The 23,553-nt window shown below is 67.6% G+C and carries 21 protein-coding genes and 1 pseudogene; 18 read left to right on the plus strand and 4 right to left on the minus strand.

Going from position 1 to position 23,553, the window contains the following annotated elements:
- The first annotated feature begins 184 nt into the window (after positions 1–184).
- The 11 genes from ACE3QY_RS10555 (at position 185) to ACE3QY_RS10605 (ending at position 12,938) form a co-directional block, all read left to right on the plus strand.
- Positions 185–1,273, plus strand: coding sequence for an ABC transporter permease (locus ACE3QY_RS10555; RefSeq protein WP_374455973.1), 1,089 nt, complete (start codon positions 185–187; stop codon positions 1,271–1,273).
- Position 1,274: 1 nt separating this feature from the next.
- Positions 1,275–2,117: an ATP-binding cassette domain-containing protein gene (locus tag ACE3QY_RS10560; protein ID WP_374455974.1), complete on the plus strand. Its 843-nt coding sequence runs from the start codon at positions 1,275–1,277 to the stop codon at positions 2,115–2,117.
- A 147-nt stretch (positions 2,118–2,264) separates the two neighbouring features.
- On the plus strand, positions 2,265–3,443 hold the full coding sequence (locus ACE3QY_RS10565) for a Gfo/Idh/MocA family protein (RefSeq protein ID WP_374455975.1): 1,179 nt from the start codon (positions 2,265–2,267) through the stop codon (positions 3,441–3,443).
- Positions 3,444–3,581: 138 nt separating this feature from the next.
- Positions 3,582–4,592 (plus strand): sugar phosphate isomerase/epimerase family protein, encoded by a 1,011-nt coding sequence (locus tag ACE3QY_RS10570; protein WP_374455976.1) that lies wholly within the window; start codon positions 3,582–3,584, stop codon positions 4,590–4,592.
- A gap of 87 nt (positions 4,593–4,679) precedes the next feature.
- Entirely contained in the window at positions 4,680–6,176 is a 1,497-nt protein-coding gene (locus tag ACE3QY_RS10575) for a CoA-acylating methylmalonate-semialdehyde dehydrogenase (protein ID WP_374455977.1), read from the plus strand.
- 30 nt (positions 6,177–6,206) lie between these two features.
- Entirely contained in the window at positions 6,207–7,073 is an 867-nt protein-coding gene (locus tag ACE3QY_RS10580; RefSeq protein ID WP_374455978.1) for a sugar phosphate isomerase/epimerase family protein, read from the plus strand.
- 22 nt (positions 7,074–7,095) lie between these two features.
- Positions 7,096–8,061, plus strand: a complete 966-nt coding sequence (gene iolC, locus ACE3QY_RS10585; protein WP_374455979.1) for a 5-dehydro-2-deoxygluconokinase — start codon at positions 7,096–7,098, stop codon at positions 8,059–8,061.
- Complete coding sequence (locus ACE3QY_RS10590; protein ID WP_374455980.1) at positions 8,058–9,008, plus strand: hypothetical protein; 951 nt, start codon at positions 8,058–8,060, stop codon at positions 9,006–9,008. Before iolC ends, ACE3QY_RS10590 begins: the two co-directional genes overlap by 4 nt.
- On the plus strand, positions 9,005–9,997 hold the full coding sequence (gene iolB / locus ACE3QY_RS10595; protein WP_374455981.1) for a 5-deoxy-glucuronate isomerase: 993 nt from the start codon (positions 9,005–9,007) through the stop codon (positions 9,995–9,997). Before ACE3QY_RS10590 ends, iolB begins: the two co-directional genes overlap by 4 nt.
- Positions 9,997–11,904, plus strand: a complete 1,908-nt coding sequence (gene iolD / locus ACE3QY_RS10600) for a 3D-(3,5/4)-trihydroxycyclohexane-1,2-dione acylhydrolase (decyclizing) (RefSeq protein WP_374455982.1) — start codon at positions 9,997–9,999, stop codon at positions 11,902–11,904. Before iolB ends, iolD begins: the two co-directional genes overlap by 1 nt.
- Positions 11,901–12,938, plus strand: a complete 1,038-nt coding sequence (locus ACE3QY_RS10605) for a Gfo/Idh/MocA family oxidoreductase (protein WP_374455983.1) — start codon at positions 11,901–11,903, stop codon at positions 12,936–12,938. The genes iolD and ACE3QY_RS10605 overlap by 4 nt, the downstream gene beginning before the upstream one ends.
- A 159-nt stretch (positions 12,939–13,097) precedes the next feature.
- Here ACE3QY_RS10605 and ACE3QY_RS10610 read toward each other — a convergent pair whose 3' ends face one another.
- Positions 13,098–13,799, minus strand: coding sequence for a LysR family transcriptional regulator substrate-binding protein (locus ACE3QY_RS10610; protein ID WP_374456016.1), 702 nt, complete (start codon positions 13,797–13,799; stop codon positions 13,098–13,100).
- 33 nt (positions 13,800–13,832) lie between these two features.
- Positions 13,833–14,144, minus strand: a pseudogene (locus ACE3QY_RS10615) (LysR family transcriptional regulator); the annotation flags it as partial.
- 18 nt (positions 14,145–14,162) lie between these two features.
- Here ACE3QY_RS10615 and ACE3QY_RS10620 point away from each other — a divergent pair.
- On the plus strand, positions 14,163–14,966 hold the full coding sequence (locus ACE3QY_RS10620; RefSeq protein ID WP_374455984.1) for a hypothetical protein: 804 nt from the start codon (positions 14,163–14,165) through the stop codon (positions 14,964–14,966).
- A gap of 25 nt (positions 14,967–14,991) precedes the next feature.
- Here ACE3QY_RS10620 and ACE3QY_RS10625 read toward each other — a convergent pair whose 3' ends face one another.
- Together ACE3QY_RS10625 and ACE3QY_RS10630 are read right to left on the minus strand one after the other, a co-directional pair.
- The gene (locus ACE3QY_RS10625; protein ID WP_374455985.1) at positions 14,992–15,858 is read right to left on the minus strand and encodes a MurR/RpiR family transcriptional regulator; all 867 of its coding nucleotides are present in this window, start codon (positions 15,856–15,858) and stop codon (positions 14,992–14,994) included.
- Positions 15,848–17,230: an aromatic amino acid lyase gene (locus tag ACE3QY_RS10630; protein WP_374455986.1), complete on the minus strand. Its 1,383-nt coding sequence runs from the start codon at positions 17,228–17,230 to the stop codon at positions 15,848–15,850. Before ACE3QY_RS10630 ends, ACE3QY_RS10625 begins: the two co-directional genes overlap by 11 nt.
- 288 nt (positions 17,231–17,518) lie before the next feature.
- Here ACE3QY_RS10630 and ACE3QY_RS10635 point away from each other — a divergent pair, with 288 nt between their 5' ends.
- The 6 genes from ACE3QY_RS10635 (at position 17,519) to ACE3QY_RS10660 (ending at position 23,535) form a co-directional block, all read left to right on the plus strand.
- Positions 17,519–18,574, plus strand: a complete 1,056-nt coding sequence (locus ACE3QY_RS10635) for an ABC transporter ATP-binding protein (protein WP_374455987.1) — start codon at positions 17,519–17,521, stop codon at positions 18,572–18,574.
- Positions 18,574–19,242 carry an ABC transporter permease gene (locus ACE3QY_RS10640; RefSeq protein WP_374455988.1) on the plus strand — a complete coding sequence of 223 codons (669 nt, stop codon included), beginning with the start codon at positions 18,574–18,576 and terminating at the stop codon, positions 19,240–19,242. Before ACE3QY_RS10635 ends, ACE3QY_RS10640 begins: the two co-directional genes overlap by 1 nt.
- Complete coding sequence (locus ACE3QY_RS10645; RefSeq protein ID WP_374455989.1) at positions 19,239–19,979, plus strand: ABC transporter permease; 741 nt, start codon at positions 19,239–19,241, stop codon at positions 19,977–19,979. Before ACE3QY_RS10640 ends, ACE3QY_RS10645 begins: the two co-directional genes overlap by 4 nt.
- A 98-nt stretch (positions 19,980–20,077) precedes the next feature.
- The gene (locus tag ACE3QY_RS10650; protein ID WP_374455990.1) at positions 20,078–20,959 is read left to right on the plus strand and encodes an ABC transporter substrate-binding protein; all 882 of its coding nucleotides are present in this window, start codon (positions 20,078–20,080) and stop codon (positions 20,957–20,959) included.
- 39 nt (positions 20,960–20,998) lie between these two features.
- Entirely contained in the window at positions 20,999–22,255 is a 1,257-nt protein-coding gene (locus ACE3QY_RS10655; RefSeq protein WP_374455991.1) for an allantoate amidohydrolase, read from the plus strand.
- A gap of 149 nt (positions 22,256–22,404) precedes the next feature.
- The gene (locus ACE3QY_RS10660) at positions 22,405–23,535 is read left to right on the plus strand and encodes an S-(hydroxymethyl)mycothiol dehydrogenase (protein WP_374456017.1); all 1,131 of its coding nucleotides are present in this window, start codon (positions 22,405–22,407) and stop codon (positions 23,533–23,535) included.
- The last annotated feature ends 18 nt before the right edge of the window (positions 23,536–23,553 follow it).

The following is a 23,553-nucleotide window of genomic DNA, read 5'->3' on the forward strand; positions in this document are numbered from 1 at the left end:
GCGGCGCGCCCGCCCCCACACCAACACCCCCCCGGGGGGGGCTGGGGGGGGGGCGGGGGGGGGGGGGGGGGGCCGCCCCCCCCCGGGGGGGGGGCCCCCCCCCCCCCCCCCCCCCCACCGCGAGTCCACCCGGACTCACTCCCCAGAAGCACTACTCACCATCTCGAACGAAGGGTCACCAGCCATGGCAGTCCATGCGACAGAACCCGCCGCCGGCAAGAACGACAGCCAGAAGGACGCCCCGAAGTCCAGCGGCAGCACCACGCCCACCTCGTCAGGAGTCTCGCTCGGAAACCTCATCAGGCGTCCCGAGGCCGGAGCGCTCATCGCAACGGTTGCCATCTACATCTTCTTCGCGGTTTTCGGCGGCTCGTCGTTCACCGCGAGCGAAGGCACCGCGACCTGGCTCAACCCGGCCGCCGAGCTCGGCATCATCGCAATCCCGGTGGGCCTGCTCATGATCGCCGGTGAGCTCGACCTGTCCGTCGGCTCGGTCCTGGCGTCCAGCTCGATGACCCTGGCCATCGTCTCCGGACACTGGGAGCAGCCCATCCTCCTCGGTGTCGTCATCGCGCTCGGCCTCGGCCTGGTCACCGGATTCCTCAACGGACTCATCGTCGTCCGCTCCCAGGTGCCGTCCTTCGTCGTCACCCTCGCGACCAACTTCGGTCTCGCCGGACTGGCCCTGGGCCTGACTCGCGCGATCACCGGCTCCACGAGCGTGTCCGTCGACCCGGAGCCGTGGGCGAAGACCCTCTTCGGCTCCTACTTCGGCGGTGGATTCGAGGTGGCGATCTTCTGGTGGCTGGGTGTCGCGCTCGTGGTCGGCTGGATCCTTCACTACTCCAAGTACGGCAACTGGATCTTCGCCGTCGGCGGCGACCTGGTCAGCGCCCGCGCCACCGGTATCCCCACCGACCGCGTCAAGATCGCACTGTTCATGTCCAGCGCCTTCGGAGCCGCACTGGTGGGCGTCATCCAGACGATCCTTTACAACAGCGCGCAGGTCGCCAACGGCCAGGCCTTCGTCTTCAACTCGATCATCGCCGTGGTCATCGGCGGCGTCCTGCTCACCGGCGGCTACGGCTCCGTGGTTGGCGTCGCGTTCGGCACCCTCACCTTCGCCATCGTCGGTCAGGGCATCTACTACACAGGCTGGAACCCCGACTGGGCCAGCCTCTTCCTCGGGGTCCTGCTCCTCATCGCGGTCCTGATGAACAACACCTTCCGCCGGATGGCCCTGTCCTACGGGCCGCGCAAGAAGAAGGCCTGACATGACCCAGCCACTGCTCAGCTTGACCAACATCAACAAGTCGTTCGGCACCACCGACGTCCTCACCGACATCAACCTCGAGGTGCAGCCCGGAGAGGTCCTGTGCCTTCTCGGCGACAACGGCGCCGGCAAGTCGACCCTCATCAAGATTCTCTCCGGCTTTCACGAGCCGACCACGGGCGAGATGCAGATCGACGGTCAGACCGTCGTCTTCAAGTCGCCCCGCGACGCCAGCGACCGCGGCATCGCCACCGTCCACCAGTTCGGCGGCACCTTCCCGCTCATGACGATTGGCCGGTCCTTCTTCGTCGGCGCCGAGCCGACCAAGGGCTGGGGTCCGCTCAAGCGCCTGGACAACAAGTTCGCCGGACAGGTCGCGGTCAAGGAGATGCAGAGCCTGGGCATCACCCGCATCACCGACGGCAACCGCCTCGTCGGCGGGCTGTCGGGAGGTGAGCGGCAGGCACTGGCCATCGGACGCGCGGTGTACTTCGGCGCCAACATCCTCATCCTCGACGAGCCCACCGCCGCCCTCGGCGTCAAGGAAGCCGCCCACGTCCTGCGCATCATCATGCAGGCGAGGCAGAAGGGCGTCGCCGTCATCCTCGTGACCCACAACGTCACCCACGCGATGACCGTCGGCGACCACTTCGCTGTCCTCATCCGGGGCGCGCTCGCTGCCGACTTCCGCAAGGGCGAGCGCACCCGCGAGGAGATCACCGACCTCATGGCCGGCGGTGAGGCCATGGCCGAGCTCGAGGCCGAGCTCGAGGCCTACCAGCGCGAGCACCACGGCCACCCGCCGAGTGACCCGTCCGAGCTCACCACGAAGTCCACCTCCTGAGCTCACCAGCCGAGTGGTGCTGAGACGCGGGACGACCGCCTCCAGAACCCGACGCACTCAGCGCCACTCGGCCCGCTGTCCGGAGCACGAAACGCCCGGCCCGAAACAGACATCTGACCACCTTCGTCACCACACAGGAGCACACGCATGTCCAGCAACTCCCTCGGCGTCGCCGTCATCGGCGCCGGCATGGTGGGCCGCGCCCACGCCGCCGGTTACCGCGCCGCCACCCAGCTCTACGACCTCGACCTGCCCGAGGTGAACCTCGTGGCCATCGCCGACGCCCACGAGCCCTTCGCCACCGACGCCGCCAAGCGATTCGGCTACCAGCGCGCCGAGACCTCCTGGGGGGCCATCGTGGAGGCCGACGACATCGACGTCGTCTCCGTGGCCATCGCCAACGAGCTCCACCGACCCGTCACCGAGGCCCTCCTCGCCGCCGGCAAGCACGTGCTCTGTGAGAAGCCCCTCGCTCCCACCGTCGAGGACGCCAAGGCGATGGTCGTGGCCGCCGAAGCCGCCAGCACCCAGTCCGGCGTCGGTTTCTCCTTCCGCCGCACCCCCGGCATCAACGCCATCCGCGAGCAGATCCAGCAGGGCGCCATCGGCGACGTGCGCCACTTCAACGGCCACTACTGGTGCGACTACGCCCAGAACCCCGACAACCCGATCAGCTGGCGCTACAAGGGCGGCCCCGGCACCGGAGCCCTCGCCGACATCGGCAGCCACATGATCGACCTCGGCGAGTACCTGTGCGGTCCCATCGTCTCCGTCAGCGGCGGCACCTTCCAGACCTTCACCACCGAACGCGCCGTGCCCCTCGGCGCCACGGTCGGACACTCAGGCGGCGCGGTCAGCGACATCAATGAGCCGGTGGAGAACGAGGACATCGCCACCTTCACCGCGACCTTCACCAACGGCGCCGTCGGCACCTTCTCCATCTCGCGCATCACGCACGGGCTGCCGAACGGGCTGGGCTTTGAGGTCTTCGGCGCCACCGGTGCCGCCGGTTTCGACCTCAATCGCCCCGGCGAGTTCAGCTTCGCCGACCACGGCACCGACGGACGCACCAACGGCTACCGCAGCGTCCTCCTCGGCCCCCAGCACCCCGGCCTGACCAAGGGGCTGGCGATGGACTTCCCGTCCGTCGGCTACGGCCAGAACGATCTCTTCGCCTGGCAAGCCCGCGCCTTCCTCGACCAGGCGGCTGGCCTGGGCCGCCTCGAGCCCCTCCCGTCGCTGGCCCACGGCCTCCACAACATGGAGATCCAGGCAGCCGTCACCCAGTCCGCGCTCAACGGCGGACAGGCCGTGACCCTCGCCTGAAGGTCCAGCCGAACCACAGATCCAGACACCACCCAGTTCAGACCTCCCAGACCTCCCAGACCTCCCAGACCTCCTAGACCTCCCAGACCTCCCAGACCTCCTAGACCTCCCAGACCTCCCAGACAAAGGAACGCTCCCATGAAGCTCGGCGCCTACACCGCCTGCCTGCACGACAAGACCCTCGAAGAGACCCTGAGCATCCTGCGTGACCTCGGCCTCGACAGTGCCGAGATCAACGCCGGCGGGTTCATCGGCACCCCGCACCTGCCCGTCGACGAGCTGCTGGCCAGCCCCGAGGCCCGCGAGGAGTACCTCGCCATCTTCCCCAAGTACGGCATCGAGCTCACCGCCCTGAACTGCAACGGCAACCCCCTGCACCCCGACCCCGAGGTGCACCACGGCGAAGACCTCAAGCGCACCATCAAGCTGGCTGGCCTGCTGGGCATCAAGACCGTCATCACGATGTCGGGGCTCCCGGCCACCGAGCCTGGTGCGACGCGCCCGTCGTGGACGGTCATCCCGTGGGACAGCGTGTACAAGGAGACCCTCGACTACCAGTGGAACGAGGTCGCGGTCCCCTTCTGGAAGGAGATCCAGCAGCTCGCCGCCGAGAACGACGTGCAGGTTGCCATCGAGATGCACCCGCACAACCTCGTCTTCAACCCTGCCACGCTCAAGCGACTCGTCGAGCTGACGACCCCCGAGGGCGGCACCAACCACGTCGGCGCCGAAATGGACCCCAGCCACCTGTTCTGGCAGCACATCGACCCGGTCGCCGCCGTCGAGGACCTCGGCGACCTCGTCTTCTTCGCGGCCGCCAAGGACACCCTCATCCACGAGACCGCCGCCATCAACGGCGTCCTGGACGACCGATTCGAATGGATCCCGGCCGAGGAGAACCCTCTCGGGCTCGGCGGCCACTACACCGTCACCCGCTGGCCCGCGGTCCCCGGCTGGTCGTTCGTCGCCGTCGGTCGTGGCCACGACGTCGACTTCTGGACGCGCTTCCTCGCCGCGCTCAAGAAGCACACGCCGGTCACCGCCGTGAACATCGAGCACGAGGACGCCACCTTCGGTCAGGTCGAGGGGCTCGAGTACGCCGCCAACAACCTGGTCAAGGCGGCCGAGCAGTCCGGCGTCCGGCCCTGAAGTCCGCTGGGTGGGCGCGTGCGGCGCCCACCCAGCACTTCATGTAAGAATGTAAAGACAAAGTCCGCCATCATCGAGGAGACCCTCATGCGCACGATCGAGCACTGGATCGCCGGCAAGCCCACTGCCGGTACGTCCGAGCGCACCGCACCCGTCTACAACCCGGCGACTGGAGCTCAGAGCGCCACAGTGGTCCTGGCCACGACGACCGACGTGGAGTCCGCCATCGCGGCAGCTCGTGACGCGTACGCAGAGTGGTCCCAGACCTCGGTCAGCAAGCGCGTCAAGATCCTCTTCGCGTTCCGAGAGCTGGTCAACAACCACGCCAAGGACCTCGCCGAGCTCATCACCGACGAGCACGGCAAGGTGCTCTCCGACGCACTTGGCGAGGTCCAGCGCGGACTCGAGGTCGTCGAGTTCGCCTGCGGAATCCCGTCCCTGCTCAAGGGGGACTACTCCGACCAGGTGTCCAGCGACGTCGACACGTTCTCGTTCAGGGAGAGCCTGGGCGTCTGTGCCGGCATCACCCCGTTCAACTTCCCCGCAATGGTCCCGATGTGGATGTTCCCGGTAGCGATCGCGTGCGGCAACACCTTCGTCCTCAAGCCCAGCGAGCGCGACCCCTCCGCGTCCCTGTTCATCGCCGAACTGTGGCAGCGGGCCGGCCTACCGGACGGCGTCTTCAACGTCGTCCACGGCGACAAGGTCGCCGTCGACGCGATCCTCGACTCCCCGGACGTCGCTGCAGTGTCGTTCGTCGGCTCAACCCCGATCGCCAAGTACATCCACGAGCGGGGCACCGCCAACGGCAAGCGGGTCCAGGCCCTGGGTGGCGCGAAGAACCACGCAATCGTGCTCCCCGACGCCGACGTCGAGTTCGCCGCAGATCACCTCGCCGCCGCTGCTTTCGGGTCCGCGGGCGAGCGGTGCATGGCAATCTCAGTCGCCGTGGCTGTCGGTGATGCCGGCGACCGCATCCGCGACGCGGTACGTCAGCGCGCCGAGGCAGTCAAGGTCGGCTCCGGCCGTGACGCCGACAGCGAGATGGGACCGGTCGTCACCAAGCAGGCCCAGGAGCGCATCCTCTCCCTCATCGACACCGGTGAGGCCCAAGGCGCGACGGTCGCCGTCGACGGACGCGGCTACACCGTGCCCGGACATGAGGACGGCTACTTCGTCGGCCCCACCGTGATCGACGACGTCACCACCGACATGGACGTCTACGCGGAGGAGATCTTCGGACCTGTCCTCTCCGTCGTCCGCGTCGACACTGTCGACGAGGCCATCGCACTCATCAACGCGAACCCCTATGGCAACGGCACCGCCATCTTCACCAGCAGTGGCGAAGCTGCCCGTCGGTTCCAGCGCGGGGTTCACGTCGGGATGATCGGCATCAACGTGCCCGTCCCGGTCCCGATGGCCTTCTACTCCTTCGGCGGCTGGAAGGACTCACTCTTCGGCGACAAGCACATCCATGGCCCCGAAGGCGTCAGCTTCTACACCCGCGCCAAGGTCGTCACCGCCCGCTGGCCGCACCGCAGCCACGCAAGCGACGCCTCCTTCCACTTCCCGACCTCGAAGTAGTCCCGGCCCGCCGGAACGAAAGGCACGACGATGAAGATCGCCCTCGACCCCTACATGCACCGCAGCACCCCATTGCTGGAGCTCCCCGGCCTGGTCGCCGACCTCGGCTACGAGCACATCGAGCTCTCGCCGCGCGAGGATTTCATGCCCTTCTTCCGGATGCCTCGCGCCGACGACGCCAAGGTCAAGGCGTTCAAGAAGGCCCTCGACGCAGCGGGCGTGAGCATCGCCGCGAACCTGCCTCTCTACCGGTGGTCCGGGCCGGACGAGGACCAGCGCCAAGCGGCCGTGCGCTACTGGAAGCGCGCCATCGAGATCACAGTCCAGCTCGACTGCAACGTGATGAACTCCGAGTTCAACGGGCGTCCCGAGAACGCTGAAACCAGCGAAGGCATGTTCTGGAAGTCCATGGAGGAACTCCTACCTGTCTTCGAGAGGGAGGGAGTCGAGCTGCGCCTGGAGCCCCATCCCGACGACTTCGTCGAGGACGGCATCACCGCCGTCGACATGGTGCGCGGCATCAACAGCAACCTCGTCTCCTACCTCTACTGCGCCCCCCACACCTTCCACATGGGCGGCAACATGGTCGAGATCATGGAGTACGCCGGCGACCTGCTCACCCAGGTGCACCTCGCCGACTGCTTCGACCACACCGCATCCTCCGGCCTGCGATACATCACCAACCCACCCGGCAACACGGTCCGTGTGCACCAGCACCTCGACATCGGCCAGGGCGAGGTGAAGTGGGACGACTTCTTCGCCACCTTGAACAAGCTCGGGTTCGGCTCCAACGACCGGGCGATCATGACCTCCTGCGTGTTCGCCTGGGAGGACCGCGCCGAGGAATCCAGCCGTTTCATGCGGACCACCGTCGACTCCTACGTCAGCCAGTGGTGAGCACACCATGACTGCATCTGAGATGACTGAGCTGGAGCTGCTCACCGTGGGCCGGGTGGGGGTCGACATCTACCCGCTGAACACCGGCCCGCTCAAGGACGTGAAGACGTTCCAGCGATTCCTCGGGGGTACCGCCACGAACGTCGCCGTCGGCGCGGCCCGGTTGGGACGCCGCACCGCGGTGCTGACCAAGGTCGGGCCCGACGGGTTCGGCGACTTCGTCCGCGAGGCCCTCGCCGGCTTCGGAGTCGACCCGCAGTACGTCGGCACAGCCGAGAACCTGCTCACTCCGGTTGTCTTCTGCGAGCTGAATCCGCCCGAGGACCCGCCGCTGCTCTTCTACCGACTCCCGGTCGCACCTGACCTCACGCTCGAGGCCGAGGACGTACCTTGGCAGGCCGTCGCCGACGTGCCGGTCTTCTGGGTCACCGGCACCGGACTCAGTGTCGAACCATCCCGGTCGACCCAGCTCGAGATGCTCGTGCGGCGCACCCGTCCAGTCGTGGGCTCCGGTCGCCACACGGTGTTCGACCTCGACTGGCGGCCCATGTTCTGGGACTCGCCCGAGCGTGCGCAGGCGGAGTACGCGGCGATGCTGGATCACGCGACGGTCGTGGTCGGCAACCGCGCCGAGGTCGAGGTCGCCGTCGGAACGCGACACCCCGACAAGGCCGCCGACCTGCTGCTCGAACGTGGAGTGCAGCTCGCCATGGTCAAGATGGGAGGCGACGGTGTCCTGGTCGCCACGCCCGAGGCTCGGCAGGTCGTGGCTCCCCACCCCGTCGAGGTCGTGTGCGGTCTCGGCGCCGGCGACGCCTTCGGCGGTGCTCTTGTCCACGGCCTCCTCGCCGGGTGGGAACCCGTCCGCATCGCCCAGTACGCCAACGCTGCTGGCGCCCTGGTCGCCTCACGCCTCGCCTGCGCCGATGCCATGCCCACCACCGCCGAGCTCGACGCTCTGGTGGCCACCCAAGGAGCACACGCATGACCACCTCCCCGGCACCTGCCGCCCCCGCTGGCCCCGACCTGACCGACGAGCAGTGGACGACCCTCGTCCGAGCCCGCGCCACGGACCCGCAAGCCGTCGCCAAGGCCTACGCGGCACGCACCCGCCCAGCACCGCTGCTCTCCCAGAAGGACACCCTGTTCCTGGTCGCGGCAGACCACCCCGCCCGCGGTGCCCTGCGCTCAGGTCCCGACCCGATGGCCATGGCAGACCGCCGTTCCCTGCTCGCCCGCATGGTCACCGCCCTGGACAACCCCGAAGTCGACGGAGTGCTCGGTACCCCCGACGTCATCGAGGAGCTCCTTCTGCTGGGTGCCCTCGAAGGCAAGGTCGTCATCGGATCGATGAACCGAGGCGGCCTCGACGGCGCCACCTGGACGATGGACGACCGGTTCACCGGCTACGACGCCGCGAGCATCGCAACGAACGGCCTCGAGGGCGGCAAGATGCTGCTGCGCATCGACGACCGCGACGCCGCCACAGCCGGCACGATCGAGGCCTGCGCGGACGCCGTCACCGAGCTCGCGACTCACGGACTCATGGCGATGGTCGAACCCCTGCCCTACCACCGCGAGGACGACGGCTCGCTCACCCTGCTCAAGGACACCCCCTCCCTGGCCCGCGCCGTCACCATCGCCAGCGGCCTCGGCACCACCAGCGCATACACCTGGCTGAAGATGCCCTCCTGCGACGACCCCGAGACCGTCTTCGGCGCCACGACGCTCCCGTGCGTCGTGCTCGGCGGCGTCCCCAGCCCCGACCCCGCCCAGGACCTCGACTCCTGGGGCCGCGCCCTGGTTCAGGCCACGGTTCGCGGCCTGGTCGTCGGACGTGCCCTGCTGTACCCACCCGACGGCGATGTCGCATCGGCCGTCGAGGCTGCCGCGGTCGTTCTCCGCGCCGCTCACGCAGGCGAGGACGCCGCGTGACCACACTGCACCACCCCCTGGCCGCCGGCCCGGACGCCGACACCGGCGCCCGGATCGTCGACCTCACCCCGCACGAGGCCGGCTGGGAGTACAGCGGTCTACGTGTGGTGGGCCTCGCGGCCGGCGAGTCCCGCACCCTCGGAACCGACGACGCCGAGACGTTCGTGCTACCGCTCAGCGGCGGCGTCAGCATCACGGTCCAGCACGACAACGGCGACGACCTCGGCTCCTTCGACCTCCACGGCCGGGAGTCGGTGTTCACCGCCGTGACCGACTTCCTCTACGTCGGCCGCGACAGCCAGATACGGCTCACCGCCGGCGAGACGCCCTGTCAGCTCGCCCTTCCGTCCGCCCGGTGCGACCAGCACCTCCCACCCCGCTACGGCCCTGCCGATGCCGTGCCGGTCGAGGTCCGAGGGGCGGGCACGGCGACCCGGCAGGTCACCAACTTCGGGGTCCCCGGCGTGTGGGACCACGCGGAGAAGCTGATCTGCTGCGAGCTCATCACGCCGCCCGGGAACTGGTCGAGCTACCCGCCGCACAAGCACGACGCCTCCGAGCCGTGCAGCGTCGTCAACGAGGAGATCTACTACTACCGGATCGCGGGCGAGGACCAGATCACTCCCTCACGGCAGGGGATGGGCTACCACCAGACCTACACCGGCCCCGAGCACGACAAGGCCGGTCTCGAACCGCTGGGCGTGCTTCTGGAGGTGCGTGACCACGACGTCGTCGTGGTGCCCCACGGGTATCACGGCCCGTGCATCGCCGCCCCCGGGTACCCGATGTACTACCTCAACGTCATGGCTGGCCCCGCCCAGGGCCGCGAGCTCGCGTTCTGCGACGACCCCGACCACGCATGGGTCCGCGACTCCTGGAACACCATGGACACCGACCCGCGATGCCCAGTCACCTCGGCCACCGGGCGCCTCGACGGCCTCTCCGCCGCAATCCTCACCGCACCCAGCCCACGGGAAAGGCACACGTGATGACGCAGACCGTTCGACTCACCACAGCCCAAGCGCTCGTCCGCTGGATGCTCGCGCAGCGCTCGGAGCTCCTCGACGGCACCGAGGTGCCGCTGTTCCCGGGCGTGTTCGCGATCTTCGGTCACGGCAACGTGCTGGGACTCGGAACGGCGCTGTACGACGTCCGCGACGAGCTCCCGACCTGGCGCGCTCAGAACGAGCAGGGCATGGCCCTGGCCGCCGTCGCGTACGCACGTGCCGTCGACCGTCGCCAGGTCATGGTCGCCACCACCTCGGTCGGACCCGGCGCCCTGAACATGGTGACCGCTGCCGGTCTGGCGCACGCCAACCGGCTCCCCGTGCTGCTGCTTCCCGGTGACACGTTCACCAGCCGCGCGCCTGACCCGGTGCTGCAGCAGGTCGAGCACTTCGGCGACCCGACGATCTCGGTAAACGACGCGTTCCGGCCGGTGGCGCGCTACTTCGACCGCATCACCCGTCCCGAGCAGCTCATCTCCACGCTCCCGCAGGTTGCCCGCGTGCTGACCGACCCGGCCGACTGCGGACCGGCCGTGCTGGCCCTACCTCAGGACGTGCAGGCTGAGGAGTTCGACTTCCCGGCAGCGATGTTCAAGACGACGCTGCACCGAGTGCCCCGTACGCGACCGGACACCGTCGATCTGGACCGCGCGGCTCAGGTACTGCAGGCGGCCGAGCGTCCCCTTCTCGTGCTCGGTGGAGGTGTCCGCTACTCCGGTGCCGCCGCGGAGGCACTCGCCCTCGCCGAAGCCCACCGAGTGCCGATCGTGGAGACGGTTGCAGGTCGCACCCTGGTACCGCACGACCACCCGCTCTTCGGTGGCGCGCTCGGCATCATCGGATCCACCTCCGCCAACACGCTCGCTGCCCAAGCCGACGTCATCGTGGCCGTCGGCACACGCTTGCAGGACTTCACCACGTCGTCGTGGACCGGGTTCCACGAGGCCGTGCAGATCGTCACCATCAACGCCGCCCGCTTCGACGCGGTCAAGCACGGCGCCCTTGCGGTCGTCGGCGACGCCCGCGCGACGCTCACCGAGCTCGACAGCGCGCTGAACGCTTGGACCTCACCCACGGCGTGGGCCGACCTCGTCCCGGACCTGAAGGGCAGCTGGGATGACCACGTCGACGCGCTGCGTGCCGGCGACGGCCAGCCGGAAAGCCTCCTGACCTACGCGCAAGTGACCGGCGTCGTCAACGACGTCAGCACACCCGACGACTACGTCCTCACCGCGTCCGGAGGCATGCCCGGCGAACTCCACGGCGGCTGGCGCACAGGCGAGGTCAAGCACGGCCTCGGAGCCACCTCCGGCGCCACCATGGACCTGGAGTACGGCTTCTCGTGCATGGGCTACGAGGTCGTCGCGCCCTGGGGCGCCGCCATGGCGCGCGAGCGCACCCACCCCGAGGGTCTGGTCACCTCGATCTTCGGTGACGGCTCCTACCTGATGCTGAACTCCGAGATCTACTCCGCAGCCTTCGCCGGACACCCCTACGTCGCCGTGCTCTGCGACAACGGCGGCTTCGCCGTCATCCACAGGCTCCAGACCAACCAGGGCGCCGACGGGTTCAACAACCTGCTCGCCGACTCCCGCGGCCCCGGAGCAGACGGGTCCGTGCACGTCGACTTCGCCGCCCACGCCGCATCGCTGGGTGCACACGTGGAGGACGTCCGCGACAGCTCGGATGTGGCCGCCCTTCGTGCCGCATACGTCCGCGCCCGAGAGGCGGCACGGTCCCAACGTCGCCCTGCCGTCGTGGTCTGCAACGTCCAGCAGTCCTCATGGACGGAGGCCGGTGCGTGGTGGGAGACCGGCACGCCGAAGTCCCTGTCCGGACGCACGACACTCGACGAGGCCAAGACACGTCAGCTGCGATGGCTGTCATGAACGCGCCGGTCAAGCTCGGTGTCGTCGGGTACGGCGCCGGTGGCCGGTTGTTCCACACCCCATTCATCGCCGCGGCCGAGGGCATCGAGCTCGCCGGCGTCGTCGCACGGTCCCCCGAGCGCATCGCCGAAGTTCGCGCGGACTGGCCGCAAGTTCCCGTGTTCAGCTCACTCGAGGAGATGCTCGACCACGGGGTGGACGCCGTCACCATCACCACCCCACCGAACACACACGTCGACCTGGCGGCGACCGCCATCGACCGGGGCGTTCACGTGGTGGTGGACAAGCCGTTTGCGCCCTCCGTGGCAGAGGCCAAGACGCTGATCGACGCCGCCGCCGAGGCCGGCGTGCTCCTGTCGGTCTACCAGAACAGGCGATGGGACTCCGACCTGGTGACCCTCGCCGAGGTCCTGGCATCTGGAAGGCTCGGAGAGGTCTGGCGGGTCGTGTCTCGCATGGATCAGGACAACTTCGCGTCCGTGCACCCCGGTCGCGGCAACGGACTGCTGCTCGACCTCGGCACCCACCTCATCGACCAGATGGTGTGTCTGCTCGGACCCATCTCGGCAGTGACCGCGAACCTGTACTGGGTCGACCTTCCCGGCGGCCGAGCCGAGGCAGCGTTCACGCTCACCCTTCAACACGTGAACGGCGTGTTGTCCACGGTCGAGTCCACCAAAGCACACCGGCTCGCGGCCCGTGAACTGCGTGCGCTCGGAGCAGCCGGCGCCTACTCGGCACGCGGAACTGACGTGCAGGAACGTGCCATCAAGACCGGCCTACGGCCGAAGGTCGCCGACGCGGGCTGGGGCTTCGAGCCGCCCGAGGCATGGGGAGTGCTGACCGACGCAGGCGGTGAGCACGCGGTCCCGTCTGAGCAGGGTCGGTGGCACGACTTCTACTCCCAGTTCGCGGCAGCCACACACGGCCTTGGGAAGCAACCGGTCCCGGCCGTGGAGGCGCTTCACATCTTGGAGGTCATCGAAGCTGCCAAGGCGAGCGACTCACACAAGGTAACGGTCCGCGTGGGGTAGCCCGTGACAAACGTGAACCACATTGGGACAACGACGTTCGCGTTGCAATGGCGCTCAGCTGGGCGCGATCGCGTCCGGCGATGCCTGTGCGTTCGCTATGCTGCGAAGGCCGAATACGACACTGGACTCGCGGCGGCGCCTCGACGGCTCTGATCTGCCTTACGACTCAAATCGGAATTGGGTGCCGAGCTCGGATACGACCTGTTCCAACGCACGCACGAAGCCGGACGCTGGCTCGCTCAGGGGCCGATGACGATGCCACGCCATGCCGACGATTCGAGGGCTCACGCGCCGCAGCGGCAAGATCGCCAGGCCCGCGGGCGCGGGTAGCACTGCGAGGCGGGGGAGCACCGCGGCCACATGGCCTCGTCGCACGAGGCTGAGCAGTGTGGAGTTCTGGTTGCTCCGGAAGACGATCCTGTTGCTGTATGCGGGTCTTCCCAGCCGGTTCTCAATCGCATGGACCTCACGCATCGCGCCGAACCCGACTAGCGGCACCTCCGGGTAGTCATCAAGATCGACGGCGCCATCGATCCCCGCCATGGATGAGTCCTCGGCGACGACGAGCACGTAGGGGTCCTCGATCAAGGCGTGCGACTCGAATGCCCCTGGGGCCAGCGGAAAGACCACGAAACTGAGATCCAGCTCGTCGGCGTCGAGTTGTGACATCAGTTCGCCGTCGTCGGCCAGCTCGGTCAGGACGACCCGGACATGCGGGTAGTCCTGGAGAAACGACTCGAGCGCGGCCGGCAGCAAGCTGCTGCCAACGCTCTCGAAGCACCCCACGCGCAGCACGCCTCCGAGGCCTTGCGACAAGGCGGCGACGTCGGCCGCAAGACGCTGCATCGTGGTCGTCAGCACGTCGGCATGCTGGAGAAGGACGCGCCCAGCGGGGGTGAGAGAAACCGCACGACCGCCCGAGGTCCTGTTTACGACGGGGTACCCCACCACGCGTTCCAGCCGTTGGATCTGCTGACTGACGGCGGATTGCGTGTAGCCCATGGACTCCGCGGCGGCCGTGAACGATCCGGCCCTGACAACCTCTGACAAGGCGATGAGGTGACGGACGTCGAGGCGCGTCCATAGCGGTGATGACACGCTCAAGACATTACACACTCTTTTGATGCGTATCAGATATCCGCGCTTGCCGTAATGGCAGTGGCCGCGAAAACTGGTGACACCTGGTCGCTGGCATAAGCGACCCATCCCGGAAGGATCCACGACATGGCCGACCTCGACGCCGTCAGCGACGTGATCGATCTCGATCGCTATCCCATCCACGAGCTCGACAGCGAGCGTGGGAAGGCCCTGGTCGCCTTCTGTCGAGCATCGCTGGATTTCGAGGGCGCGTGCCAGCTACCCGGCTTCATCAAGCCCGCTGCCGTTACTGCGCTCGTCGACGAGGCGCTGGCGAAGCAGGAGCAGGCCTGGCGCACGGACGACAAGCACAACGTCTACTTCGAGAAGGTCGAGGACGCGGCAACGGGCTCCACCAAGTCCCTCCTGCAGCACACCTCTAAGTCTGCGGTCGCGTGGGACCTGGTCGACCAGGAGTCGCCGCTGCGTCGTGCCTACGAATGGGACGGCCTCACCAAGTTCCTCGGAAGCGCCCTCGGCATCGATCCCCTCTATCGGTACGCCGACCCGCTGGGCGCCGCATCGCTGATGATCTTCGAGGCCGGCGACGAGCTCGGTTGGCACTTCGACCGTTCGCCCTTCGCCGTCACGGTCATGCTCCAACCGGCCGCAGCGGGTGGCGAGTATCAGTACCACCATCACCTCCGCACCGGAACGGACGAGAACGAGGCCGGAGTGGTTGCGGCGCTCGACGACCGGCAGCCCGGCCGCATCACGCTGCCGAACCCCCCAGGTGCGCTGAGCATGTTCCGCGGGCAGTACTCGATGCACAGGGTCACCCCGATCGAGGGACCGGAGCGCCGGATCAACGCGGTCCTTGCCTACTCGGAGCGGCCAGACGACGTCATGAACGAGCTCACGCAGAAGCTCTTCTACGGACGCACCGCATAGGCGTCAGTGCGTCGGGCCGGCGAGCTCACCGGTCGTCGGCCCGATGCACCCACGTGGCAACCAGGCTCTCGTGCGTCTCGAGACGATCCTGCGTCTGTGCAGGTCGGCGCGACGCAACTTGGTCGAGCAGCGTCATCACCAGCACGATGGGCGCAGGGTGAGAGTCGAAGACCTGATCGGAGTCTACCGGCGCCACCAGCACGTGGTCGGCCAGCCCTGCGAAGTCGGCCGACGCGGTGTCGACGACGAGCACGGTTCGCGCACCGATCGCCTTAGCGTATGTCAGTGACCGGACGGTCGAAGCCGGGTACCGCGGCATCGCAATTACCAGCACTGCCGCCGTTCCCGCCCGCGTCGCCCGGTGCAACGAATCGGCCGCAGTGTCCGCGTCGGTGACGAGCCGAACGTCGTCGAGGATGTGCGAGGCGAAGAACCCGACATGCGCAGCGAGCGCAGCCGAAGCGCGCATCCCGACTATCGACAGGCTGTCTGCGCCCGCGATCATAGAGGCCGCGGCATCCATGGCCGGCGAGTCGAGCGTCGCTCGTAGTCGCTCAAGACTGCTTACGGCTGCATCTACCGGGCTCGGAACGGCGTCGTCCGGCAGATCTACTGTGCGCTCACCCAGCACCACCTCGCGCAAGGTCGCCTGGAAGTGCGCGTACGTCGCGAAACCGAGCGCGGCTGCGAACCTGGTCACCGTGGGCTGGCTCACGCCTGCCCTCGCCGCGGCCTCCATGGTCGACAGGAACGCGCCGTCAGGCATCGAGTCGATGTAGAAGCGGGCGACACGTCGCTGCGATGGAGACAGGCGTTGCCGGTGGCACCTGTCCGCAAGCCACTGGCGGGCCGCGCCTTGCACCACCGTGGGCACCTCGACGTCAGATGTCATCGAGCTGTCCTGCAACAAGGTCCGTGAACAGGGCGCTGGCGGAATCCAGCTCTGGCCCGAGGATGTGGTCGCTCTCCTCGCCTGCCCAGCGTGCCTCTGCACGCCTGGCCAGACGGGCGGCCGGTACGGTGGCGGGGACGCGACCAGGTGCCATCCGCGCTCCTCTGACGGCGGCGACGAGTTCGCAAGCCAGGATCTCGGGGACGAGTCGGCAAAGATCGTCCAGCTGCCAAGTGGCCCACGTGGAGTGACTTGCGTGGTCCTCGGTGCCGAGCGAGATCACGGTCCGAGCGCTGGTCACAGGCTGGGCCGACGTTGTCGCCCGGGCCAGCAGATCGGCGACGACGTACTCCGTAATCATCAGGCCCGAACTGCCTGATGGGCCTGCGGCGAGAAACGCGGGTAGGTGGGTGACCTTGGGGTCGAGCATCGACGAGAGCCTGGCCAGTGACAACGACAGGACGGGAACCATCGCCGCCCGCAACGAGTCCACGGCCGAGGCCAGGCGCTGCGTGACGAACTGACCGTGGTGCAGCGCCGCTCCCGGAACCACGAGCGGATTCTCGGCGGCCGCGCGGACCCCGATCTCGATGACGTCGACGGCGTGGGCCGCAGCGGCCTCAGCAGCCGCATGCACCTGCGGCAGCGTCCGGAACCCGAACGGGTCCTGGACCCGGGCGGACTCTCGCGGCGGTCCGGCAAGCAGGTTCGCCATCCTCCTGGCGATGGCCGTGGCGTGGTCGTCGGAAGCGGCTGCGTGAACGCGGTGGTCGTACGCCTCCAGCGAGCCGCGGACGACCATATGGGACAGGGCGGCGACCGACTCTATGCCCCGCAGCAATGCAACGGTGCGGTCCACATGGATAGCAGCCGCTCCGAGCGTCATGGCGTTGCTGCTCAGGAAGGGCAGTGCGTCGCTCGGGTGCAGGTTCGTGGCCGCTACACCGTTCGACCGCCACGGAAGCTCCCCCACCAAGGTCAGCCCGAGCTGGGCGAGGACGGGCAGATCGGCCGTGCCGATGGAACCGAAGGCGCGGAGAGACGGCAAGGCGTCCGCGGCGAGGGCGGTCGACAGGCCGGCGACCAGATCAGGATGCACGCCGGACCCGCCTCGAAGCAGCTGGTGCAGGCGCACGAGCATGGTGGCGCGAGCCAGGCTGTCGTCGACCTCTGGACCGAAGCAGGCAGCGTGGCTGCGCCACAGGCGACGAGCATGCCCGTCCACTGCCTCCTCCTCCTCGAGGTCCACTTGCCGCAGAGCGCCGACACCCGTCGTCAGTCCGTAGACCGATCCGTGTGCCTGCGCGGCAACCAGGGCCTCGTATCCATCCGCGGCTGGCGCCAGATGGGCAGCCTCGAGTCGCAGGTCCATCCACGGAGAAGCTGGACCGCCTGCTCGTGCGAATGCTGCTATGTCGCGAACGCGCAGCCCGGTGCCAGCGATGTGCGTGGAACTCACGCCACACTCCTTCGTCCAAGTGGCTTCCAGCATCGGGCGGCCACGTTTCATCGAGATGTCGAGCGTATCTCGAATGTATTGACTCATTCATAGAGCCGGTTAATTTTGAATGATCCTATTCCCATTCGGGTGTCGACCTGCCAAGGTACGTGTCATGCCGCCGCGCTCGACGGCGTGAGATGCGCAACGAGAGGTCCCCCCATGGCGATCCAGTTCAGCGGAATCAGCAAGAAGTACCCTGACGGCACACTCGCCGTCGACGGACTGACCATGACGCTTCCCAGTCGACAGATCACCGTGCTCGTCGGACCGTCGGGTTGCGGAAAGACCACGTCATTGCGAATGATCAACCGGATGATCGACCCTACCGAGGGCACGATCTCGATCGACGGCGAGGACGTAACGGCTCAGCCGCGCGCCGTCCTGCGTCGGTCCATCGGTTACGTCATCCAGCACGCGGGACTCTTCCCCCACCGGAGCGTCGTCGACAACGTCGCAACCGTGCCCGTCCTGACAGGTGTCTCCCGCAAGGTGGCGCGTGCTCGGGCCTATGAGCTGCTGGAACTGGTTGGGTTGTCCGCAGCCATGGGGGACCGCTATCCCGTCCAGTTGTCCGGCGGACAGCAGCAGCGTGTGGGCGTGGCCCGAGCGCTCGCCGCGGATCCACCCGTCCTTCTCATGGACGAGCCGTTTTCTGCTGTCGACCCGGTGGTCCGCGATGGTCTCCAGCAAGAACTGCTGCGACTCCAGGGCGAGCTCGGCAAGACGATCGTGATGGTGACCCACGACATCGACGAGGCCATCAAGCTCGGAGACCAGGTCGCGGTCTTCGCTACCGGTGGGCGGCTGGCCCAGTTCGACGTGCCGGAAGAACTTCTGGCGCGTCCGACCGACGGCTTCGTCGCCGAGTTCGTGGGACGTGACCGTGGTTACCGAGGCCTGTCGTTCGGCACCGCACTGGAGTTGGCTATTCGTCCAGTGGACGAGGTCATCGAGGACCTCGCTCTCGAGGTCGACGCAGACGGCAGGCCGGTTGCATGGTCAGGCCCGGCGGGGAGGTTCCCGGTCGACGGCACCTTCACGTCCAACGACAGCCTCCGCGCAGTGGCTGACCTCAGCATTCTTTCGGCTTCGGGTGCTGCCGTGCGCGTGGATGCTGACGGCAGGGCTGACGGACTTGTGTCAGGCGCGGACCTCTCTGCCCACATCCGATGCCGCCAAGTGGGCAGCGCCACACGCATGGCGGTTGAGCGCTGATGAGCCTGGTCTCGGACACCGCCGAATATGTCCGCATCAACCACGACATCATCACCGAAGCGCTGCTCCAGCACGCTCGACTGGCGTTGGTCCCAGTGGTGATCGCAGTGGTGCTTGCCCTCCCGCTGGGCTGGATGATCGACCGCTTCGGGGTCGCGCGGCACGCCCTGTTGACCCTCGGCAGCGTCGTCTACACGATCCCGTCTCTTGCCCTGCTGCTCATCCTCCCGGGAATCATCGGCACGAGTGTGCTCGACCCGCTCAACGTCATCATTGCGCTGACGGCCTACAGCTTGGCGCTCTTGGCGAGGACGACCGCTGACGCTTTCGGCTCCGTCGACGAGCAGGTCCTGCAGGCAGCATCGGCGATGGGCTATCGGTCGTTTCGCCAGTGGCTGACAGTGCAGCTCCCGCTGGCACTCCCCGTCATGTGGGCAGGGATCCGGGTGGCCACGGTCGCCAACGTCAGCATGGTCAGCATCGCGGCGCTCGTCGGAATCGGCGGGTTGGGTCAGCTCTTCACGCGGGGCTTCCAGCTCGGCTTCTACCCGCCGCCCATCGTCATCGGCCTCGTGCTGTCAGTGATGTTGGCCTTCCTCGCGGATGTCCTCATCGTTCTCGCCCAGAGACTGTCCACCCCATGGGTACGTGCGGGAGCAAGCCGATGAAGTCCATCGACCTCGACTACCTGACGACCGGAAACCACTGGGCGTGGGGGGACCCCGACGGCTTCCCGCACCGGATCGCCGAGCACCTCGGCTACACCGCGCTAGCGATGAGTATCGCCCTGGTCGTTGCCGTGCCGTTGGGGCTATGGATCGGGCACACCGGGCGCGGAGCCTTCTTGGTGATTAGCCTCGGCAACGCTGGGCGAGCCCTGCCCACCCTTGGTGTGGTGATGCTCGCGCTGTCGATCGTCGGTCTCGGTGTGGCGCCCGTGACGATTGCGCTGGTCATTCTTGCTGTCCCTCCGATGATGACCTCGGCCTTCGCTGCGGTGCGGGCTGTGTCGCCGACGGTGGTAGACGCAGCGCGCGGCGTCGGTATGACCGAGCGCCAAGTGCTCCTGAGCGTCGAGCTGCCCAACGCGCTGCCGATCGTGATCGGCGGCGTCCGCAACGCCACACTGCAGGTCGTCTCCACGGCCACGATTGCTGCGTATTGCGGGATGGGAGGTCTCGGTCGATTTCTGTTCGACGGCCTCGCGCTTCGTGACTACCCGCGAGTGCTTGCTGGGGCGGTCGTCCTCGCACTGCTCGCCGTGCTCCTCGACGTCGTACTCGGTTTGCTGCAGCGGATGCTCGTGTCCCCCGGGGTCGACGGCCGGGCGGCGCATCGGGTCCGTCGAGGCGCCTCCTCGCCGGTCACCTCGCTCGTCGTTGCTGATTCGCCCAGTCGCATCTGAAGTGCTGAAGCTCGATTGCGCCGCAACACGTCAGTCCTCATCCCGAAAGGCACAACATGTTCACTCGTAGCAACCTACGCACCCCGCTCGCCCTGCTGGTGACCGCGCTGACCGTCTCTAGCCTGACCGCATGTGGCTCGGGCGACGGTGACCCCTTGTCCGCGAGCAGCGCGGACGAGGACACGATCATCGTGGGATCGGCCAACTTCTTGGAGAACGAGCTCCTCGCACAGATGTACGCGATCGCCTTGGAGGACTCCGGCTTCGACGTCGAGACCAAGCTCAACGTCGGCAGCCGCGAGATCCTCTTCGGAGCGATGGAGGACGGTTCCATTGACGTGTTGCCTGAATACAACGGCGCGCTGCTGTCGTACCTCGACGTCAAGGACAAGTCCACCACGACAGAGACCGTCGGTGCTGCCGTGGCCGAGCTGCTGCCGGAGGACATGAAGATCCTCGAGCCGTCGCCGGCCGAGGACAAGAACACCGTCGCAGTCACCCAGAAGACGGCCGACGCGAACGGGCTCGAGACGATTGCCGACTTGGACTCCATCGCAGGCTCGACGGTCTTCGGCGGCGCGCCCGAGGACAAGGAGCGCTACCAGGGCCTGGTGGGTCTGAAGGAGGTCTACGGCCTCACGTTCAAGAGCTTCCGGCCGCTAGACGCCGCAGGTCCGCTGACGATCACCGCACTCGCCAACGGCGATGTAGGTGCGGCCATCCTCTACTCCACCACCCCCGAGATCGAGGACCGTGGATTCGTCGCGCTGACCGACCCGGAGAACGTATTCGGTGTGCAGAACGTGACGCCGCTCGTGAACACGGACTCGGTTCCCAAGGAGGCCCAGGACGTTCTCGACGAGATCTCCGCTGCCCTGGACACCGAGACGTTGACGGAACTCAACGCCCGGGTGCAGATCGACAAGACCGACTCCGCCGTTGTCGCGAAGGAGTGGCTTGAGGAGAAGGGCCTGATCTAGGTCCTCAGCACATCTCACCAGGGCAGTGAGGAAGGAACGATGACCACACAGGCAGGCGAGCTGTCGATGTTCCGGGGACTGTGGGCTGAGCTCGCCCCAATCGGCAGGAGCCAACGTACCGGCGGCTACACACGTCAGCTGCTGACACAGCAGGACGAAGAGCTGCGTGAGTGGTTCGTGAGCCACGCCGAGGCGCGCGGCATGGACGTCGAGGTCGACGGCAACGGGAACCAGTGGGCGTGGTGGGGGGCTCCCGGTGACGACGCGGTCGTCACCGGGAGCCATCTCGACAGCGTCCCCGACGGAGGCGCATACGATGGTCCGCTCGGGATCGTGGCGGCCTTCCTGGCAGTGGACGACCTGAGGCGCCGTGGTGTGACGCGTCGGCGCCCATTCGCGATCGTCAACTTTGTCGAGGAGGAGGGTGCGCGGTTCGGCCTGGCGTGCCTCGGCTCTCGGCTGCTGACTGGCGCAGTCGATCCGAGGAACGCCATCGCGTTGACCGACCGCAATGGCACTCGTCTCGGCGAGGCGTTTGATGGGGCCGGGATCGACGTCCGTCGCATCGGCCCGGACATCGAGCGGGTTCGACGCATCGGGGTGTTCCTGGAACTCCACGTCGAGCAGGGCCGCCATCTCGTGGACAGGGGCGTGGCGGTAGGCGTTGCCTCCGCGATCTGGCCGCACGGTCGGTACAGGTTCGACTTTCGTGGGGAAGCAAACCATGCCGGGACAACCCGTATGCGAGACAGGTCTGATCCCATGCTGACGTTCGCCGCGACAGCATTAGCTGCAAACCGCGAGGCTCGACGTATGGGCCAACGCGCCACCTTTGGACGTGTCGAGGTCACTCCAAACGGCACGAACGCTATCCCGTCCAGCGTCACAGCGTGGTTGGACGCGCGTTGTGTCGACCAGGCCACGCTCGGTTCGCTCGTGGATGCCATTTGGAGCAAAGCGACCCTGCGCAGCCTGGGCGACGGCACGTCTGTCGAGTTCGTGGCCGAGTCAGTCGCCGATGCAGTCGACTTTCCGCGCGACCTAGCACGACGGCTCGCTCAGACCATCGGCAAGCACCCAGCGGGTAGCACGGCAGCACCCATACTGCCGACGCAGGCAGGTCACGATGCCGGCATCTTGTCTGTGGCCGGCGTCCCGAGCGCAATGCTGTTTGTACGCAACCCCACGGGAGTCAGCCACAGTCCGCGGGAATTCGCCGAGGACGCCGACTGCATTGAAGGCGTGCGGGCGCTGAGCTCTGCACTGGAGTTGCTTCTTGCGGACCTGCCCGCGTGATGGCCGTCGGGCCTAGGTCAAGTCCGTGTACCTGGTCACACGCTCAGGTGCTTGCCACCAAGACATGAGCAGCATCTTCTGAACGCTGTGATCGCGCCCTCGTTAGTCCTCAGAGGCCGCCGTACCGCACCCAAAGGAGCAACCATTTGATCCAGCAGGTCAAGGCCGTGGTCGCGCTCGCGAAGGGTGCACCGGTCGAGGTGGTCACGATCAACGTCCCCGACCCCGGCCCGGGCGAGGCCGTCGTGCGGGTGCAGGCCTGCGGGGTGTGCCACACCGACCTGCACTACCGCGAGGGCGGGATCAACGACGACTTCCCGTTCCTGCTCGGCCACGAGGCGGCCGGGGTCGTCGAGGCGGTCGGCCCTGAGGTCACCGGGCTGGAGCCGGGCGACTTCGTGGTGCTGAACTGGCGCGCGGTCTGCGGGAGCTGCCGCGCGTGCGACCGCGGTGAGCCGTGGTACTGCTTCGCGACCCACAACGCGACCCAGAGGATGACGCTGGCTGAGGGCGATCTGGCAGGCACCGAGCTCTCGCCGGCGCTGGGGATCGGCGCCTTCGCGGAGAAGACGCTCGTGGCCGCCGGTCAGTGCACGAAGGTCGACCCCTCGGCGCGCGCCGCCGCCGTCGGCCTGCTCGGCTGTGGCGTGATGGCCGGGCTGGGCGCTGCGATCAACACCGGCAACGTCGGGCGCGGCTCGACCGTGGCCGTGATCGGCTGCGGCGGTGTCGGTGCGGCAGCGATCGCCGGGTCTGCGCTCGCCGGAGCGGCGCGGATCATCGCGGTGGACATCGACGACCGGAAGCTCGAGCTCGCACGCTCGATGGGGGCGACGCACACGGTCAACTCGTCCGAGGTCGACGCGGTCGAGGCGATCCGCGCGCTGACGCCTCCGCCGGACGGGACCGGTCACGAGGGCGGAGCCGACGTGGTGATCGACGCGGTCGGCCGGCCCGAGACGTGGAAGCAGGCGTTCTACGCCCGCGACCTGGCCGGAACGGTGGTCCTCGTCGGCGTACCGACCCCGGACATGAAGGTCCCCGACATCCCGCTCATCGACGTCTTCGGGCGGGGCGGCTCGCTGAAGTCGTCGTGGTACGGCGACTGCCTGCCGTCGCGCGACTTCCCGATGCTGGTCGACCTCTACCAGCAGGGCCGGCTCGACCTGGACGCCTTCGTCAGCGAGGAGATCGGCATCGGCGACATCGAGGCGGCCTTCGACAAGATGCACGCTGGACCTGACTCCGAGACGGTGCTGCGCAGCGTGATGGTCTTCTGATCTCCACCAGGACCGGGC

This window comes from Nocardioides sp. (assembly GCF_041913365.1).
Classification (GTDB): Bacteria; Actinomycetota; Actinomycetes; order Propionibacteriales; family Nocardioidaceae; genus Nocardioides.

Excerpts from the sequence above, each read along its gene's own strand:
- ACE3QY_RS10555 (WP_374455973.1), top strand. The coding sequence starts at position 185 with ATGGCAGTCCATGCGACAGAACCCGCCGCCGGCAAGAACGACAGCCAG.
- ACE3QY_RS10560 (WP_374455974.1), top strand. The coding sequence starts at position 1,275 with ATGACCCAGCCACTGCTCAGCTTGACCAACATCAACAAGTCGTTCGGC.
- ACE3QY_RS10565 (WP_374455975.1), top strand. The coding sequence starts at position 2,265 with ATGTCCAGCAACTCCCTCGGCGTCGCCGTCATCGGCGCCGGCATGGTG.
- ACE3QY_RS10570 (WP_374455976.1), top strand. The coding sequence starts at position 3,582 with ATGAAGCTCGGCGCCTACACCGCCTGCCTGCACGACAAGACCCTCGAA.
- ACE3QY_RS10575 (WP_374455977.1), top strand. The coding sequence starts at position 4,680 with ATGCGCACGATCGAGCACTGGATCGCCGGCAAGCCCACTGCCGGTACG.
- ACE3QY_RS10580 (WP_374455978.1), top strand. The coding sequence starts at position 6,207 with ATGAAGATCGCCCTCGACCCCTACATGCACCGCAGCACCCCATTGCTG.
- iolC (WP_374455979.1), top strand. The coding sequence starts at position 7,096 with ATGACTGAGCTGGAGCTGCTCACCGTGGGCCGGGTGGGGGTCGACATC.
- ACE3QY_RS10590 (WP_374455980.1), top strand. The coding sequence starts at position 8,058 with ATGACCACCTCCCCGGCACCTGCCGCCCCCGCTGGCCCCGACCTGACC.
- iolD (WP_374455982.1), top strand. The coding sequence starts at position 9,997 with ATGACGCAGACCGTTCGACTCACCACAGCCCAAGCGCTCGTCCGCTGG.
- ACE3QY_RS10605 (WP_374455983.1), top strand. The coding sequence starts at position 11,901 with ATGAACGCGCCGGTCAAGCTCGGTGTCGTCGGGTACGGCGCCGGTGGC.
- ACE3QY_RS10620 (WP_374455984.1), top strand. The coding sequence starts at position 14,163 with ATGGCCGACCTCGACGCCGTCAGCGACGTGATCGATCTCGATCGCTAT.
- ACE3QY_RS10625 (WP_374455985.1), bottom strand. The coding sequence starts at position 15,858 with ATGACATCTGACGTCGAGGTGCCCACGGTGGTGCAAGGCGCGGCCCGC.
- ACE3QY_RS10630 (WP_374455986.1), bottom strand. The coding sequence starts at position 17,230 with ATGGACCTGCGACTCGAGGCTGCCCATCTGGCGCCAGCCGCGGATGGA.
- ACE3QY_RS10635 (WP_374455987.1), top strand. The coding sequence starts at position 17,519 with ATGGCGATCCAGTTCAGCGGAATCAGCAAGAAGTACCCTGACGGCACA.
- ACE3QY_RS10640 (WP_374455988.1), top strand. The coding sequence starts at position 18,574 with ATGAGCCTGGTCTCGGACACCGCCGAATATGTCCGCATCAACCACGAC.
- ACE3QY_RS10645 (WP_374455989.1), top strand. The coding sequence starts at position 19,239 with ATGAAGTCCATCGACCTCGACTACCTGACGACCGGAAACCACTGGGCG.
- ACE3QY_RS10655 (WP_374455991.1), top strand. The coding sequence starts at position 20,999 with ATGACCACACAGGCAGGCGAGCTGTCGATGTTCCGGGGACTGTGGGCT.